Raw genomic sequence first — 14,148 nt, forward strand, 5'->3', positions numbered from 1 at the left:
CCCCCGATGTGCGGCGGGTTGCCGCAGGCGGCAAAAAATGAACTCATCAGTTCAGTTTTCGCTTGCATAAGTGAACCGGAGAGTTTAGTTGGGTGCCACTGAACGAAACAGTTTACCTGGAGGGCATCATGAGCCTTATCCGCACCGCCTCTGTCGCCATTCTTCTTGGCCTCGCCGCCCTGCCGGCCGCTGCCGGAGGCTTCAGCTTCGACATTCCGCGCCTCGACTTCCCGACCGATGCGGGCGTGACGCGCGGCTGTACCGGCCCCGCAACCCAGCCCGTGGGCTGCGCCGGGGCCGAAGGCTGACGGCGGTCAGCGACCTGTCCGCCGGTGCCACCACTCATCCCCCCTCTCCGGCGGAACAGGGGCGGGCCTCGGGCGGGGCCCGCCCTTCTTCTTTGCGTCGCCGCTTCGCTTGCGGCGGCCGGATGCCCGGGTCTATGATCGCATCCGGGGAGAGACCGACGTGACAATCGAGGCCGCAGACACGCTCCGCAAGGGGCGCAAGTTCGACCAGGTGCTGGAAGGCGCCCGCAAGATATTCATGCGCGACGGGTTCGAGGGCGCGTCGGTCGACGATATCGCGCGGGAGGCGGGCGTGTCCAAGGCCACGCTTTACAGTTACTTCCCCGACAAGCGCATCCTTTTCGTCGAGATCGCGCGGCGCGAATGCAAGCGTCAGGCCGATGAGGCCGTGGAGCTGGTGGGCCTGACCCTGCCGCCCGACTGCGTCCTGCCCGAGGCGGCGCGGCGGATCATCGACTTTTTCCTCTCGGACTTCGGGCGCCGGGTCTTTCGCATCTGCGTGGCCGAGACCGAACGATTCCCCGAGCTTGGCCAGCAGTTCTACGAAAGCGGTCCCGCGCTCGTCCGCGACCGGATCAAGGATTATCTGGACGGTTCCGTCGCGCGGGGCGAACTGGTCATCGAGGACACTTTGTTGGCGGCCGACCAGTTTGCGGAACTTTGCAAGGCCGACATTTTTCCCGCCGTCGTCTTCGGGGTGAAGCGGACCTTCACCAGGGCCGACCGCGACCGGGTGGCCAAAGGCGCGGTCGAGATGTTTCTGGCGCGTTACGGGGCGGAAGGCCGGGGGGCTGCCTGCCCCCCGGACCCCCCGGGAGTATTTCCGGACAGAAAGTAAGGCGGACGCAGCCGGTCAGGCCGCGCGCAGGTCCGATCTGAGGCCGGTGATCGCGCGCGCGGCGCGCGCCGCCTCGCGGCCCTTTTCGACGAAGTGAGCGGTGAAGAAGGCCCGGTGCGCTTCGGTCTCCTGATAGGCGTGCGGGGTCAGCACCACCGACAGGACCGGAACCCCTGTGTCCATCTGGGCGCGCATCAGTGCGCCGACCACCGTGTCGGCGACGAATTCGTGGCGGTAGATGCCGCCGTCGACCACGAAAGCCGCGCAGATCACGGCGGCGTAGCGCCCGGTCGCGGCAAGGTCGCGGGCAAGAAGCGGCAGCTCGAACGCGCCCGGGACATCGAAGATATCGACCGGAACGCTCCCGATTTCGGCAGCGAAGCCATCAAGTGCGCGGTCGACGATATCGGCATGCCAGTTGGCCTTGAGGAAGGCATAGCGGGTGTGTGTCATGATGATCTCCTTTCAAAGCGACACGGTCACCCAAGGCGATCACGAAACAAGGCTACGGCTGTGCGCCGTTTCCCTGCCCGTTCTCTTTCATCCGGACTGTAACCGTCGGCCCCGGCCTTGCACCGGGTCTGCTGACCCCCGGACTGAAATCCGGGGCGCTCGCGGGCTCGGCGCCGGGGCGCCATACCGCCGGTGGGGAATTTCGCCCCGCCCTGAGAACAGGGCGAGAGTGCGCCGATGCCCGGGCAATGGCAAGGGTTCACCGGCGCGTACCCAGAAAACAGAAAACGCAGGCGCGGGTTTCAAATTCGTTGTGCAGTACGAATTACAACCTATAAGTGTGCCTTACATGGGGTGTCTGTCCTTGGTTTTCTTGTCCTGAACGCAGCAGCCGTCTGGCGGGGGCCCGCCGTCTGGCACAGAAAACCGTGCCGATGCGCAGCAGAACGCCTTATTCAGCCAAAGAGATCATTCTCTCGCACCTTCGGGCCGTCGCGCTCCTTGCCCCGCTGCGACCGGACTATCTGGAGCGGCTCGCGGAGCGCGCGCTTGTGGTGCGCTACAGGCGCGGGCAGGTGATTCACACCGAAGGCGAACCGGTCCGGGGCCTGTCGATCGTGCTTGCGGGCACGATCGACGCCGTCCTGAGCGAGGCTGATGGCCGACAGGCATTCCTGGCAAGTCATGGTCCGGGGTCGGTGATCGGGCTGAGCGATCTTGCCGACGGAAGGGGCGGGTCGGCGACATTGCTGGCGGTCGGCGACTGTCAGGCGATCCGCCTGTCGGAGCGCGACAGCCGGGCGCTTCTGATGCTGGATGTGATGCAGGCGGCGATCGCGCGCGAGGCGCGGGCGGAGCTTGCGGTACTGCGCGAGAATTTCCGGCGCCTGTCGCTGTACAGTCTGGAGAAGCGCCTTGCCTCCTATCTGAGGGACCGGGCGGAGACATCGGACGGAGCGGAGGCGCCGATACCGCTCAAGGACAGTCAGCCACGGATCGCGACGCTTGTTCATGCCAGCCGGACGCGGGTGAATATCACGCTGCAGAAATGGGCAAGCGAAGGCGAGATCACGCTGGAACGGGGCCGGGTGACGGTGACCCGAAGCGACGCGTTCTGGCGCCGCTACGATCTGGCCGGGACGAACGAGTGACAGCTGTTACGCGCGTAACTGATCGCAGGCGCTACCGATGCCAGCTTCCCCGAAAAGAGGGAGGATGGCATGAACCAGATGGCACCGTTCGGCGGCGAGAGCAGCGGCGACCCGGCCGAGGAGATCGCGTCGCTCTGGCGATATGCCTATTCGCCGCTCGTGCGGCGCGCGCGGCGGCTCGCGCGGGGCGACCGGGACCTGGCCGAGGCGCTCTTGTCGCGCACGCTCCTCAAGCTGATCGAATATGTCCGCCGGACCGCGCGCCCCGTCGGCAATGCCGAGGCCCTGTTCCATACCGCGCTCGGCCATGTGGCGCGGGATCACTGGCGCGGGCTCGCCCGGCGTGGCGCGCCCTGCGACCTGGTGCCGGACGAGATGGCTGGCGACGAGGATACCGAACGCCGCCTTGCCGCGCGCGAGACGCTCGCCCGCCTTGCGCTTGCGCTCGCCGCACTGCCCTCGGCGCTTTCGGCACCGCTCGGCGCCCGGGTCTTTGATGAGGAGCCCTACAGCGGCATAGCGCGGCGCCTGTCGATCAGCGAGGCCTGCGCGCGCAAGCGCGTGCAGGAAGCGCGTGACCGGCTGCGGTGCGCGCTTGGCGAAGAAAAACCGGCCGCGCGCCCTCACAGGCCCGCCGCTCGCGCGTCTTCAATGGTGAAGGCGCTCGTGCAGTCAGACCTAACACCAGCCGAATGATGGACCGCAGATGAACCAGACCCCCGTGAACAGTCAGATTACCGACGCCGTCACCCAGTCGAACGTCAATGTGGTTGCCAGCGCGCCCGCCCAGTCGCTGGGCATGCTCTACCAGATGGCGACGCATGCGGCGGGCCTGTCGATGCAGAACGCGGTGCAGAGCCAGCAGAACCTCAACCAGATCGGCAATGCGGTGGTGGCAACGGCGGTGCGCGAGATCCTCGCGATCCCGACGACGCCGGGCGGCGGCGGCGGGGGTGGCGCGGGCGGCAGCTCTGGCGGCACGCCGCACACGCCAAAGCCTTGACCGGGCATGAGTGATGTTCGGCACGCTGAAGAACATGGTCCTCTCGCGTCTCGGCGGCGGGGCGGCAGGGGGAGCGGCGAAGGACGCCGGTGCGCTCGCCTCTGCGTTCGACCGGGTCGAGACCGACCTGCTGTCGGATGCGGCGGGGCGGGCGGAAAGCGCGGTCGCGGCGGTGGCTGTGAAGGCGGAAGGCCGGATCGCCGGCGCGGGGAAGGCGGTCGAATTCGCCTCGCGCCGGGCGGTGGCGCGCGCGGCGGCGGATGCCGTGGCGCTGGACAAACGGATCGGAGGAACGGGCATGACCATGGCTGACGCACCGACATCGCCCCTGCAGACATACCGTGCCCTGGCCCTGGCAGCGAAGGCGCCCGGTGCGGGGCCGCTTGCCGCGCCGGGCGCGCCGGGGGCGGGCACACCCCCGGTGATCCCGGGCGGCGACGGCAGCAGCGACACATCGGCGATGAATGACGAGACGGTGCAATCGGTCCAGTTCGGCAACCGCGAAGTGACCGCCTATGCGCCCACCGTCATCGTCGCGCCGCCCGACCAGATGATCGGCCAGGCGGCGGGCCTCGCCGCCCAGTCGGCCGCCGCCTATTTCGACGGAATGACCAAGCTCGTGATGGCGAGCCAGTCCGTCATCCTGCGCAAGCTGACCGAGGATATCGCGTCGGGCAACGAGGCGGGCGCGGTCGAGGACGGGCTCGCCATCGCCGGGACGGAACTGCTTCTGGCGGGCGCGATGGCCGTCGCCGCTGCGGGCGGCGCGATGGAGGCGGCCTCGGCCGGGTTCGCCATCAAGCAGATTACCGAGAGCATTGCCAGCCGGACAGGCGGGCAGGGCTGAACCGGCTCAGGAAAGAGGGAGAGAGAGATGCCGTTCGTGGCGCAGATAGATCAGATCCGCTGGTTCGCCGGCAGGGATGTCGAGGCCCAGAAGAACAAGATGAAGCAGGTCGACGAGAGTTTTGCGATCAGGCTGCTTGACCGGATCATGGCAAATGGCAATCCGCTGAACGCTGCCGCGACTCAATTGCAGGCCATCTGCGATCAGGCCCGGCTGGTCGTGACAAACGCACCCGTGCAGCACCCGTTCCAGCTTGGCCAGCAGTCGCTTTGGGATGGCTATCAGCCCAACGATCCTGATGACAAGGCGTCGAACCATATCCGGGCGCTGGCGCAGATCCATGTCATCAGCCAGAATGCGGTGATCAATCCGCTTGCGCTGGGTGACGCGCTTTTTGCCCTGGCCGACCGGTTCGCGGAATCGCAGGTTGGCGGCGCGATAGGCGACATGCGCGCCTTCATGGCGACGCTGCAGAATGCCCAGGCCTTCAGCAAGACGACGAACCGCATCCGCATCAAGCGACGCGACATCCTCAGCCCGATTCCGCCGGTGGGCATCACCCAATGGTATCTGCCCGCCGACGATGTACTTGGCACCATCGACCGGATGCTTGGCTATTACGAGACGGGCGACATCTCGGGCTCGGCGACGAACGAGCTGACGATGCTGGCGCTTGCGGCGACGGTGCATGGTCAGAACCAGATAGCGGACCTGAACGCGATCAAGGACGAGATCGTCGCGATGATGCAGGACGGCCGGGCGCTTGCCGTGGTGGCGGGCATGGTGGCGCAGCTGCACCATTCGATGCCGGAAGCCATGATGGCGCTGAACCTGATGCCACGCCAGCTGCGTCACGCCGGACCGCGCATCACCCAGATCTACTCGCCGTTCCTCACCAACATTGCCTTCGATTCCATCGCCAACATCTATGCAGACTGGCAGCAGGCGCGCTGGACGGTGCTTGGCGGGCAGGGTCAGCGGCCGCAGAACGGCGGGCGGGCGCTTTTCATCCTGCAGGACATCTTCCAGATGCCGAACGCGCCGAGCGACCAGAATGAAGTGGCGATGATCGTCCCCTTCACCTACGCGATCGGGCAGGAAAATCCGGATTCGATCAATCCCCTCATCTTCGGTGTCGGCTTCTATAACGGCGTGGTCGGCCAGATAAACACCGCCAATCCGGGCCCGGCGATCACGCTTGAAAAACTGTCGCGCGAAGTGTTCCGCATGCTCTTCCCTGGCGAGTTCGATCCCGCGCTGCCCGCACAGGTTCTGGGCGGCACGATCCAGGCCAGGGTCCAGCGCGGCATGCAGCTTGCCGGGCATCCGTTCGCGAACGCTGACCGCTACTCCCAGCTGATCGCGCCTTTCCTTGACCGCGCCGAATACGGGCAGGTCCAGGCCGCCCAGATCGCCAACTGATCCATTCCCTTCCCCGGAGGTTCCCATGCTGAACGATATCGAACATCTCCGCGACCGCACATCGGCGCTGCTGAGCCAGGTCCTCGCGGACTGGAGCCAGTATCTGATCGAATGCGAGGATGTGAGCCTGCCGCCGATCGACCGGCTCGCGTCCGAGCTGACGGCGGCCCGCGATGCGCTTGGCCGCGCATGGCGCGCGGCGGCCGAGGTCGAGGCCCGGCGCGAGGGCTTCGAGGAGCGCCTCACCGAGACGGTGCGCGAAGGCGTCACCGAGCGCCGCGTCACCGTCGATTTCGAGGAACGCCCGCTGGATCGCCCCCTGAGACCGGGCGTGAAGAAGAGCGAGCGGAAATGAGCGGGCTGATCACCGAGCTTGCCCGGGTGATGCAGGTCGCCAAGTCCTGGCTGAACCGCGAGCTGACCGAGGAAGAGACGCGTCTTGTCGTCGCCTGGTTCGAGCGCGAGCAGCAGATGAGCAACGAGGCGATGGGCAAGCTGAACACCGGGCTTGCCGCGGCCTCGGCGGTGATCGCCGAGGGGCGGACGGCGGCGGAACGGGCGATGCAATCGGCACTCGCCTCTGTCGCCCGCGACGAGGCTCAGACCCTGTCGGGTGCGTCGCAGGCCACTGCCGCCGTCGGTGCCACGGAAACCCCGGGCGGGGCGAAATCGCTGTCGCGGCTGGAGGAACGGACCTTGCAGATGCTTCTGGAAAATCACCTGCCCGGACCGGGCGCCGCGCCCTCGGCGCAGGAACTGCAGTCGCTCGCCCATCTCCTGGCGGAACTGATCCGCATCGAGGTCACGGCGGCGGTCGACATGAAGATGCTGCAGGCGGAGGCGCGGATCGAGAAGCGGCTGAACGAAGTGTCGGAAACCGCGATCCGCATCTGCAACGAACTGTCGGCCGAGATCCGCGAACAGCTTGCCGCCGCGCTGCAGGCCGAAGGTCGCCGCGCGGCCGCGAAGAAGACGGCCTGAGGGCCAACAGACCAAGACATCCCGCCGCCCCTGACAGGTGGCCCCAGAGCGAAGGAAAGACAGATGGCCTCGAACACTCCCGTGAACAGCCAGATCACCGATGCGGTGACCCAGACGAACGTGACGGTCGTCGCCGGTGCGCCCGCGATGGCGATGGGCAGCATCTACCAGACGATGGCCCATTCGACCGGCATCCTCATGCAGAATGCCGTCGCCGCGACCCAGCAGCAGAACGCGCTGAGCCAGGCCGCTGCGAACCAGGGCGTGATGCAGATCTACAGCCTCGACACGACGGCCGTCGCCGGGGCTTCCGAGAAGGTCGGCCAGACCGGCCTGCCCGACAATATGAGCGGCCTTCTGACCGTTCTGAAAGCCTTCCGCGGCTGAGGCCCGGATAGACCCCCGAGTCCCTTACCACAGGAGTAACAGATGACTTGGCCTACCCCCGTGAACAGCCAGATCACCGACGCGGTGACACAATCGAACGTCAAGGTCGTGGGCGAGGCGCCTGCGATGGCGATGGGCACGGTCTATCAGACGATGGCCCATTCGACCGGCATCCTGTTTCAGAACGCGGTCGCCGCCGCCCAGCAGCAGAACGCGCTGGCGCAGGCCGCCGCGAACCAGGGCGTGATGCAGATCTACAGCCTCGACACGACCGCGACGGCGGGCGCGTCGGAGAAGATCGGCCAGGTCGGCGTCGCCGACAATCTGACCGGGCTTCTCACCGTCCTGAACGCCTTCAAGAGCTGATGCCCGACCGGCGGAAGCACACCACCAGAGAGAGGAGTAACCTATGACTTGGCCTACCCCCGTGAACAGCCAGATCACCGACGCGGTGACCCAATCCAACGTCAAGGTCGTGGGCGAGGCGCCCGCGATGGCGCTGGGCACGATCTACCAGACGATGGCCCATTCGACCGGCATCCTGTTCGAAAATTCGGTCGCCGCCGCCCAGCAGCAGAACGCGCTGAGCCAGGCCGCCGCGAACCAGGGCGTGATGCAGATCTACAGCCTCGACACGACCGCGACGGCCGGCGCGTCGGAAAAGATCGGGCAGACCGGCGTCGCCGACAACATGACCGGGCTTCTGACCGTGCTGAACGCCTTCAAGCAGCGACCCCCCGCGGGCTCGATCTGACGGATCGCGACGACGAACGGGCGCCCCATGGGGCGCCCGCTTCGATGTTCCCAGAAGGTCGCTGTATCGAGCTGTCGTCGACGCCCAGTCTAGCTCTCTGCCCCGGTCCGATCCAGAAGGGCGCGCCTTGTCGCCTCCTGGCGTTTCATGATCCGTTCGAACGGATCGCTGTCGGGCTGTGCCGGGCGGCGTGGCAGGACGCCGGCGCCCGAGGGTGGATGCGTGCCCGCGTCCGTGTCGTTCGTCTGCGGCATCCGCGACCTGCGCAGGGCGGACAGGTCGGGCGCCGCATGGCCGACGGGGCTATCGACGGCCGTCAGATTGCCGGTGGCGTTGGGGACTGCGGTAGCCATGGCGTATCGGGCGACCGGCGCCGCGCTTTCGATGGTGCGCGGATAGCCTTGGAGCTTTGCACGGATCAGTGGGAAGAACATCACGGCCATGATCGCGAAGAAGTACGTCGCCATCCTGTATCTGCCAGCGCCGGTGCTTGCGTCCGCATCGCTGAAAAAGAGTCCCACGAACAGGAACAACAAGGCGACCTTACCCAGAAAGCCCGCCTTGGGAATCGGAAGGCCGAAAAGGCTGCGACCGCTTGGCACATAGCCAAGTCGCTCACGCTCAGCCGCCTCAACCAGCTTGCGCCGCGCGCGTCGGCTGAGGGTGCTGCCTTCCGCGAGTGCGCTCGGGACCTGAGTGACCTCATGGCGGAGGGGCGGCTCGGCCCCGCGGTTCCCGCCAAGCGTGGTACGAAGCGCAAGATTTGCGCAGCCAATGGCGAAAAGGACGCCCGCCACCACCCAAAAGAAAGGTGAATCCTCGCGCTTGCTGCGTTCTGCGAACGCCGCCAGCGAAGCGTCGCGCCCGGCCAGGAACGGTGCGATATAGAAGAAGTCCGGCCCCTTGGTCAGGTGATTGTCGCGCAAGACCTTGTTCACACCGTCGCTTTCGGCGTTCGATCCGCGCGCCAGCCCGCCGATCTGGATGATCGGTCCTGCCTCACCGAAGTCCACAATGTTGCTGACCGCCCATTCGGCGAAGCGGTCGACCTCGCCCGGAGACAGCACGATCGCCGCCCTGACCTCGCGGCTCGCCTTCGTCGCATCGCTGTCCATCAGGAAGTAGATGGCGACCTCGCCGGTCTTGACGAGATTGGTCCTCTTGGTCAGCCGGGTGTTGAAATCCGTCGCCACGATGGCCGACAGGTTGACCTCCTGCTCTGACCCGCTGGCCGAATCGAAGGCGAAGTCCGCAATAGCGGCGGGGGCGGGGGCCTCGGCAGTCGCAATCCTGGCGATCCGTTCGGCGCGTTCCTCATCCGAAATACTGAACTGCCAGGCGAGGAACGCGATCGCGCCCGCTGCGACGAACTGCAAAATCCAGTGACCGAAAACCACCGCCAAGATCAAACGCGCCATTGAACCCTCCAGACGTTTTTCGCGTTATCGGAAGGGACTGAGGCAAAAGTTCGACCGGTGCATGAAAGTCCGGTTCCGTGAATGATCGGGAAGTTGGCAGGGGCAGCAGGGCTCGAACCCGCGACCTACGGTTTTGGAGACCGTCGCTCTACCAGCTGAGCTATACCCCTAGGCCGAGGCAGGGGTTAGGCCAGCGGCGCGGGGAAATCAAGGGGGTATCGTCGACTGTCTGGAAAGAGTGGGGCCGCCCGTTCCGCGGCGGCCCCGGGGTCGTTCAGACGTGGGTCAGTTCAGGATTGCGCGGATCTCTGCCTCGGCCGTCGGGGGCAGGAGCCGCGGAACGGGGGTGAAGGCAAAGGCCGAGGGCGCGAGCGCGATGGCGGCGAGCGTGGAGAGAGCGAAGCTTTTCATCGGTCTGTCCTTTCGGTGCCAAGGGGCTGTCGTAGCCCGGCAAGCAACAGATGGCATCGGATCGGCGCGAAGAAAACCCGCCGCAACCCGCGGATTTCATGTGAAAATCATGTGCTTGACAGGTGCGGTTCCTGCCCTGCGGTAACAAGCTTGTCCTGACGGGAGAAGGCTTCGGAACGTTCTGTCCAGACGATGAGCTTCCGCGGGAAATCGTTCGCCGCCTATGGCGCAGTCCCCAACCCTGCCGTGCAGCGGACGCATGCCATTGTGTCGTGCAAGGTACTCTGCACGCGTGCGCAACCGGGACACCGACAGGAAGAGGGGCCGCCCGTCAGGGCGGCCCGTTCGGCAGGGAGCTGCCGGGGCGGGCATATGCGAGCGCCTGTCAGCGTTCGTCCGAGCCCTTGGTCGTGTTGTTCGACGCAGGCACGTAGGTCCCGAAGTCCGAGGCGCGCGATGCCTCGACCGCAGAGTTGATGAGGATCGAGCGGACAGTCTGGCCGACCTCATTGTTTTCGGAGCTGTAGAGCGCCGAGGCGAGCGCCGCGCGCTGGGCGTCAGTCAGGTTCGACAGATCGGCGCCCGGTACGATGGTGCGGATCGCCGCCTCATCCGCGGCGGACAGGATCTGATGCGAGGGCGCCATGGCAAAGGTCGGAGCTGCGAGGGCTGCGAGGGCGGTGGCAAGAACGATGCGTTTCATGGTGAGTTCCTTTCGGTTTTCGATGTGGGGCGGAGCGTCGTGCTCCGATGAGGCCAAGATGGGGGAGCGGCACTGGAAAGAGAAATCACCCTATGCTCCCGAAAAATCACGGGAAATTTCCCTTGACGTGAGCATGGGCGCACCAGGTGGGGCCAAGGCCGATGAAGCAGCCGTAAAGGAAGGTGAAGGCTTGTTACAGGGACACAGATATCTGTGTGCTGCCCCGTGATTTGTGCGTGATTTCGGATGGTGCAGATCGGTTCTGCGGTGGCGCACAGGTGGATTCTGGCGCCAGAAATGCGAAAAACCGCCCCTTTCGGGGCGGCTTCCGGCTCGACTCGGTGGTGCTCAGATGCTGCCCGCTGCCATCTCGCTGGCGATATGGTCGGCCTGACGGATTGCCAGCGCCACGATGGTCAGCGTCGGGTTTTCTGCGGCGCCCGTGGTGAACTGGCTGCCGTCCGAGACGAAGAGGTTCGCGATATCATGGGTCTGGCCCCATTTGTTCACCACGCCGTCCTCGGGCTTTTCCGACATGCGGTTGGTCCCGAGATTGTGGGTCGAAGGATAGGGCGGCGTCGGGAAGGTGCGCGTCGCGCCGACCGCCTCGTAGATCGCTTGTCCCTGCTTGTAGGCATGGTTGCGCATCGCGATGTCATTGGGATGGTCCGAGAAATTGACATTCGCGACCGGCAGGCCCCATTGATCCTTCACATCCGACAGGGTCACACGGTTGGTGGCCTGCGGCATGTCTTCGCCCACGATCCACATGCCGGCCATCGTCTCGTAACTGTCGAGCGCGGTGGTAAACGACCGACCCCAGCCACCCGGGTTGAGGAAGGCCGCCATGAAGGGTAGGCCGAGCGAAAGGGTTTCCAGCTCGTAACCGCCGACGAAGCCCCGAGAGGGATCATGGCGCGCCTCGTCCTGCACGATCCCGGCCATGGTCGTGCCGCGCCACATGCGGACGGGCTTGTCAAAGACCGCATAGACCGAACCCGTCGTGTGGCGCATGTAGTTGCGCCCGACCTGATCGGAGGAGTTGGCAAGCCCGTTCGGAAACATCGACGATGCGGAATTCAGCAAGAGGCGCGGGCTTTCGAACGAATTGCCCGCCACACAGACGATACGCGCCTTCTGCATCTGCAGATTGCCGTCCTTGTCGAAATATTCGACACCCGTCACCTTGCCGCTGTCGTCGTGCAGGATGCGCGCCACGTGGGCGTGATCTCGGACCTCCAGGTTGCCTGTCGCCTCGCCGCGCGGAATGTCCGTGTAGGCGGCTGACCATTTGGCGCCCCACTTGCAGCCCTGGAAGCAAAAGCCGGTCTGTTGGCAAGCCATCCGGTCATCATAATCTGCCGAGTTGATCGCCATGCGCCCGGTGTGGACTTCCTTGTAGCCAAGCGCGCGAGCGCCTTTTTCGAAGACCTTGAAGTTGTTGTTGCCGGGCAGGCCTGCCCTGTCACCAGTACGCGTGACGCCGAGCTTCGCCTCGGCCTTCTCGTACCAAGGTGCCATTTCGGCCGCGTCTATGGGCCAATCGAGCAGGTTTGCCCCGTCAACCGGCCCATAACTCGTCAACGCCTTCCACTCGTGTTCCTGAAACCGGATTGAAGCGCCGGCCCAATGGGTGGTGGTCCCGCCCACCGCCTTCACGATCCAGGCCGGCAGACCGGAGAAATCCTTGGCCACCCGCCAGTCGCCCGAGGTCGTGCGGGGATCGGTCCAGGCCAGTTGCCCGAAGCTTTCCCATTCGTCGTTAATGTAATCCTCGGGCAGGTAACGTCCGCCCGCCTCGAGCGCCACGACCTTGACGCCCTTCTGCGCCAGTTCGTTCGACAGAACCCCACCGCCAGCGCCGGTGCCGATGACGACCACGACGGAATCGTCGGTCAGTTCGAATTTCGCGACCATCTTATCCTCCCGTGGTCAAAGCCAGTTGATGTCGTTGAAGCCGCGCTCGATATAGCCGCCCTTCGAGAAGCTCTCGCCCTCGTAGCCGAAGATCGGCCAGACCTCTTTCTGGTTATAAAGGCCGGTCACGAGCCCACCGCGCACAGTCTGGAAGAAAGGCGCATCTTCCATAGCCTGAAGGATTTTCACACGATCTTCCTCCCAGCCCATCGACACATAGTCGGCGTGGCCCGCCGCCTGCGCTGCGGCATCAAGCGCGGCGACTCCCTCCTCGACCAATGCCTTCTTGTCCTCGGCGTCGTAACCCTTCACGGCCACCGCGTAGAACTGGTCGCCCACCTTGTCGTGCGGGTAGATGTCGCGCGCCATCTGCAGAAGCGTCGCCATCTGATGTTCGGTGATTGTCGTCACCTCGAGCGCCCAGGCCGCGTCGGGCGCGGCGATGAAACCCACGCCCGTCACCGCGAGCGCACCGGTCGAGACCACCCGCGCCAGCAGCGCGCGGCGGGTCAGACCTTGCCGTTCGATCTTGCTCATCTATTCCTCCCTTGATGATGAAGGCGGCCGGTCACAGGAACCGCCCGCCGCGTTCGAGAACCTCGATCTGGTAGCCATCCGGATCGGCAATGAAGAAGAAGCGCGCGACCAGCCGGTCGCCGTTCCTGAATTCCACAAGCTTGCGGGGGCCAAGACCGGCGTCGGTCAACCGGGCATGAAGCGCGTCGAGATCATCGACCGAAACCGCGAGATGCCCGTAGCCGTCGCCAAGGGCGTAAGGCTCGGTCCGGCCCTTGTTGACGGTCAGTTCCAGCTCGAACGTCGCCTCTGCGTTCGAGAGATAGATCAGCGTGAATGTCTCGAAATCCAGCCGGTCCGCGACCTTCAGGTCGAATGCCTTTTCATAGAAGGAAACCGAGCGCGCCTCGTCCAGGACGCGGATCATCGAATGGATCGCCTTGGCCATCTGCCCTCCAAAATCATGCGATTTTGGTAAATATAGATGACCAATTTTGACCGGTGGTAGTAACCGGATACTACAGGGCGATTTTGTTCGGCTTATTCCGCGGCGATACGCGCGCCCGCATCCTGCTCATATTCGCCCAGATGGATCGTGCAGGCACAGCGCAAGAGCGAGGTGAAATTCGGCGCCTCGCCATGCAGTTCCAGTACTTCGGAATGGAGCTTCGAGATGAAGGCGGGCGTCGACAGACCCTCACGATCCGCGATCTGATCGAGAATCCGCCAGAAGGCTCGCTCCAGCCGGATCGAAGTGCTTTGTCCGTTCAGCCTGAGGCGACGGGTCACGGTTTCATAGCGACCGGGGCTCTGCCCGGCGAATATCTGGCACATGGTCTGCTCTCCCCCGCATGACTGTGCGTGGAAAAGTTTGGGCTGCTTTGGCCGAATCGTCAATGCAGCCTTGGTCTACTGCTTCCAAATGAAAAGGGCCGCCCGTTGGGCGGCCCTGTCCTGTCTGTCCGTCCGGGGCCTTGGCCCCGTCCGGTATCCGATGTCCCGACTTACTTCAGGATTTTCGAGACGACGCCGGCGCCGA

General features: G+C 65.0%; 20 protein-coding genes, 1 tRNA gene and 1 riboswitch. Of the genes, 12 read left to right on the top strand and 9 right to left on the bottom strand.

Going from position 1 to position 14,148, the window contains the following annotated elements; translation table 11 throughout:
- Nucleotides 1–128: 128 nt before the first annotated feature.
- Entirely contained in the window at nt 129–308 is a 180-nt protein-coding gene (locus tag P0645_RS08240) for a hypothetical protein (RefSeq protein ID WP_284164096.1), read from the top strand.
- A 160-nt stretch (nt 309–468) separates the two neighbouring features.
- The gene (locus P0645_RS08245; protein ID WP_284164097.1) at nt 469–1,146 is read left to right on the top strand and encodes a TetR/AcrR family transcriptional regulator; all 678 of its coding nucleotides are present in this window, start codon (nt 469–471) and stop codon (nt 1,144–1,146) included.
- A 15-nt stretch (nt 1,147–1,161) separates the two neighbouring features.
- On the opposite strand, the gene P0645_RS08250 is transcribed toward P0645_RS08245, so the two are convergent.
- The gene (locus P0645_RS08250) at nt 1,162–1,599 is read right to left on the bottom strand and encodes a 6,7-dimethyl-8-ribityllumazine synthase (protein WP_284164098.1); all 438 of its coding nucleotides are present in this window, start codon (nt 1,597–1,599) and stop codon (nt 1,162–1,164) included.
- 75 nt (nt 1,600–1,674) lie between these two features.
- A riboswitch (FMN riboswitch) is annotated at nt 1,675–1,823 on the bottom strand.
- A 210-nt stretch (nt 1,824–2,033) separates the two neighbouring features.
- Between P0645_RS08250 and P0645_RS08255 the strand changes: the two genes are divergently transcribed.
- The 10 genes from P0645_RS08255 (at nt 2,034) to P0645_RS08300 (ending at nt 8,144) form a co-directional block, all read left to right on the top strand.
- Nucleotides 2,034–2,750, top strand: a complete 717-nt coding sequence (locus P0645_RS08255) for a Crp/Fnr family transcriptional regulator (protein ID WP_284164099.1) — start codon at nt 2,034–2,036, stop codon at nt 2,748–2,750.
- A 69-nt stretch (nt 2,751–2,819) separates the two neighbouring features.
- Entirely contained in the window at nt 2,820–3,446 is a 627-nt protein-coding gene (locus P0645_RS08260) for an RNA polymerase sigma factor (RefSeq protein ID WP_284164100.1), read from the top strand.
- Nucleotides 3,447–3,456: 10 nt separating this feature from the next.
- Nucleotides 3,457–3,753, top strand: a complete 297-nt coding sequence (locus P0645_RS08265) for a RebB family R body protein (RefSeq protein ID WP_284164101.1) — start codon at nt 3,457–3,459, stop codon at nt 3,751–3,753.
- A gap of 13 nt (nt 3,754–3,766) precedes the next feature.
- Nucleotides 3,767–4,600, top strand: coding sequence for a hypothetical protein (locus tag P0645_RS08270; protein WP_284164102.1), 834 nt, complete (start codon nt 3,767–3,769; stop codon nt 4,598–4,600).
- Nucleotides 4,601–4,627: 27 nt separating this feature from the next.
- The gene (locus P0645_RS08275) at nt 4,628–6,022 is read left to right on the top strand and encodes a hypothetical protein (protein WP_284164103.1); all 1,395 of its coding nucleotides are present in this window, start codon (nt 4,628–4,630) and stop codon (nt 6,020–6,022) included.
- 25 nt (nt 6,023–6,047) lie between these two features.
- Complete coding sequence (locus P0645_RS08280; protein ID WP_284164104.1) at nt 6,048–6,377, top strand: hypothetical protein; 330 nt, start codon at nt 6,048–6,050, stop codon at nt 6,375–6,377.
- Entirely contained in the window at nt 6,374–7,003 is a 630-nt protein-coding gene (locus P0645_RS08285) for a hypothetical protein (protein ID WP_284164105.1), read from the top strand. Before P0645_RS08280 ends, P0645_RS08285 begins: the two co-directional genes overlap by 4 nt.
- Before the next feature lie 63 nt (nt 7,004–7,066).
- Nucleotides 7,067–7,390, top strand: coding sequence for a RebB family R body protein (locus P0645_RS08290; RefSeq protein WP_284164106.1), 324 nt, complete (start codon nt 7,067–7,069; stop codon nt 7,388–7,390).
- A gap of 42 nt (nt 7,391–7,432) precedes the next feature.
- A complete protein-coding gene (locus P0645_RS08295; RefSeq protein ID WP_267635434.1) occupies nt 7,433–7,756 on the top strand; it encodes a RebB family R body protein in 324 nt (107 codons plus the stop codon).
- Nucleotides 7,757–7,799: 43 nt separating this feature from the next.
- On the top strand, nt 7,800–8,144 hold the full coding sequence (locus tag P0645_RS08300; RefSeq protein ID WP_267635436.1) for a RebB family R body protein: 345 nt from the start codon (nt 7,800–7,802) through the stop codon (nt 8,142–8,144).
- A gap of 89 nt (nt 8,145–8,233) precedes the next feature.
- On the opposite strand, the gene P0645_RS08305 is transcribed toward P0645_RS08300, so the two are convergent.
- The 8 genes from P0645_RS08305 to P0645_RS08340 form a co-directional block, all read right to left on the bottom strand.
- Nucleotides 8,234–9,562 carry a hypothetical protein gene (locus P0645_RS08305; protein WP_284164107.1) on the bottom strand — a complete coding sequence of 443 codons (1,329 nt, stop codon included), beginning with the start codon at nt 9,560–9,562 and terminating at the stop codon, nt 8,234–8,236.
- A gap of 94 nt (nt 9,563–9,656) precedes the next feature.
- A tRNA-Trp gene (locus P0645_RS08310) sits at nt 9,657–9,732 on the bottom strand.
- Nucleotides 9,733–9,847: 115 nt separating this feature from the next.
- Nucleotides 9,848–9,973 (bottom strand): hypothetical protein, encoded by a 126-nt coding sequence (locus tag P0645_RS08315; RefSeq protein WP_284164108.1) that lies wholly within the window; start codon nt 9,971–9,973, stop codon nt 9,848–9,850.
- Between the two features lie 385 nt (nt 9,974–10,358).
- Nucleotides 10,359–10,676 carry a hypothetical protein gene (locus P0645_RS08320; RefSeq protein ID WP_284164109.1) on the bottom strand — a complete coding sequence of 106 codons (318 nt, stop codon included), beginning with the start codon at nt 10,674–10,676 and terminating at the stop codon, nt 10,359–10,361.
- Between the two features lie 348 nt (nt 10,677–11,024).
- Nucleotides 11,025–12,593, bottom strand: coding sequence for a GMC family oxidoreductase (locus P0645_RS08325; protein WP_284164110.1), 1,569 nt, complete (start codon nt 12,591–12,593; stop codon nt 11,025–11,027).
- 15 nt (nt 12,594–12,608) lie between these two features.
- Complete coding sequence (locus tag P0645_RS08330) at nt 12,609–13,130, bottom strand: Twin-arginine translocation pathway signal (protein WP_284164111.1); 522 nt, start codon at nt 13,128–13,130, stop codon at nt 12,609–12,611.
- A gap of 31 nt (nt 13,131–13,161) precedes the next feature.
- The gene (locus P0645_RS08335; RefSeq protein ID WP_284164112.1) at nt 13,162–13,557 is read right to left on the bottom strand and encodes a VOC family protein; all 396 of its coding nucleotides are present in this window, start codon (nt 13,555–13,557) and stop codon (nt 13,162–13,164) included.
- Nucleotides 13,558–13,649: 92 nt separating this feature from the next.
- The gene (locus P0645_RS08340) at nt 13,650–13,943 is read right to left on the bottom strand and encodes a ribbon-helix-helix domain-containing protein (RefSeq protein ID WP_284164113.1); all 294 of its coding nucleotides are present in this window, start codon (nt 13,941–13,943) and stop codon (nt 13,650–13,652) included.
- Nucleotides 13,944–14,148 lie beyond the last annotated feature (205 nt).

The sequence above is a fragment of the Frigidibacter sp. SD6-1 genome (genome assembly GCF_030143255.1).
In the GTDB taxonomy this organism is placed as follows: domain Bacteria; phylum Pseudomonadota; class Alphaproteobacteria; order Rhodobacterales; family Rhodobacteraceae; genus TMP-24.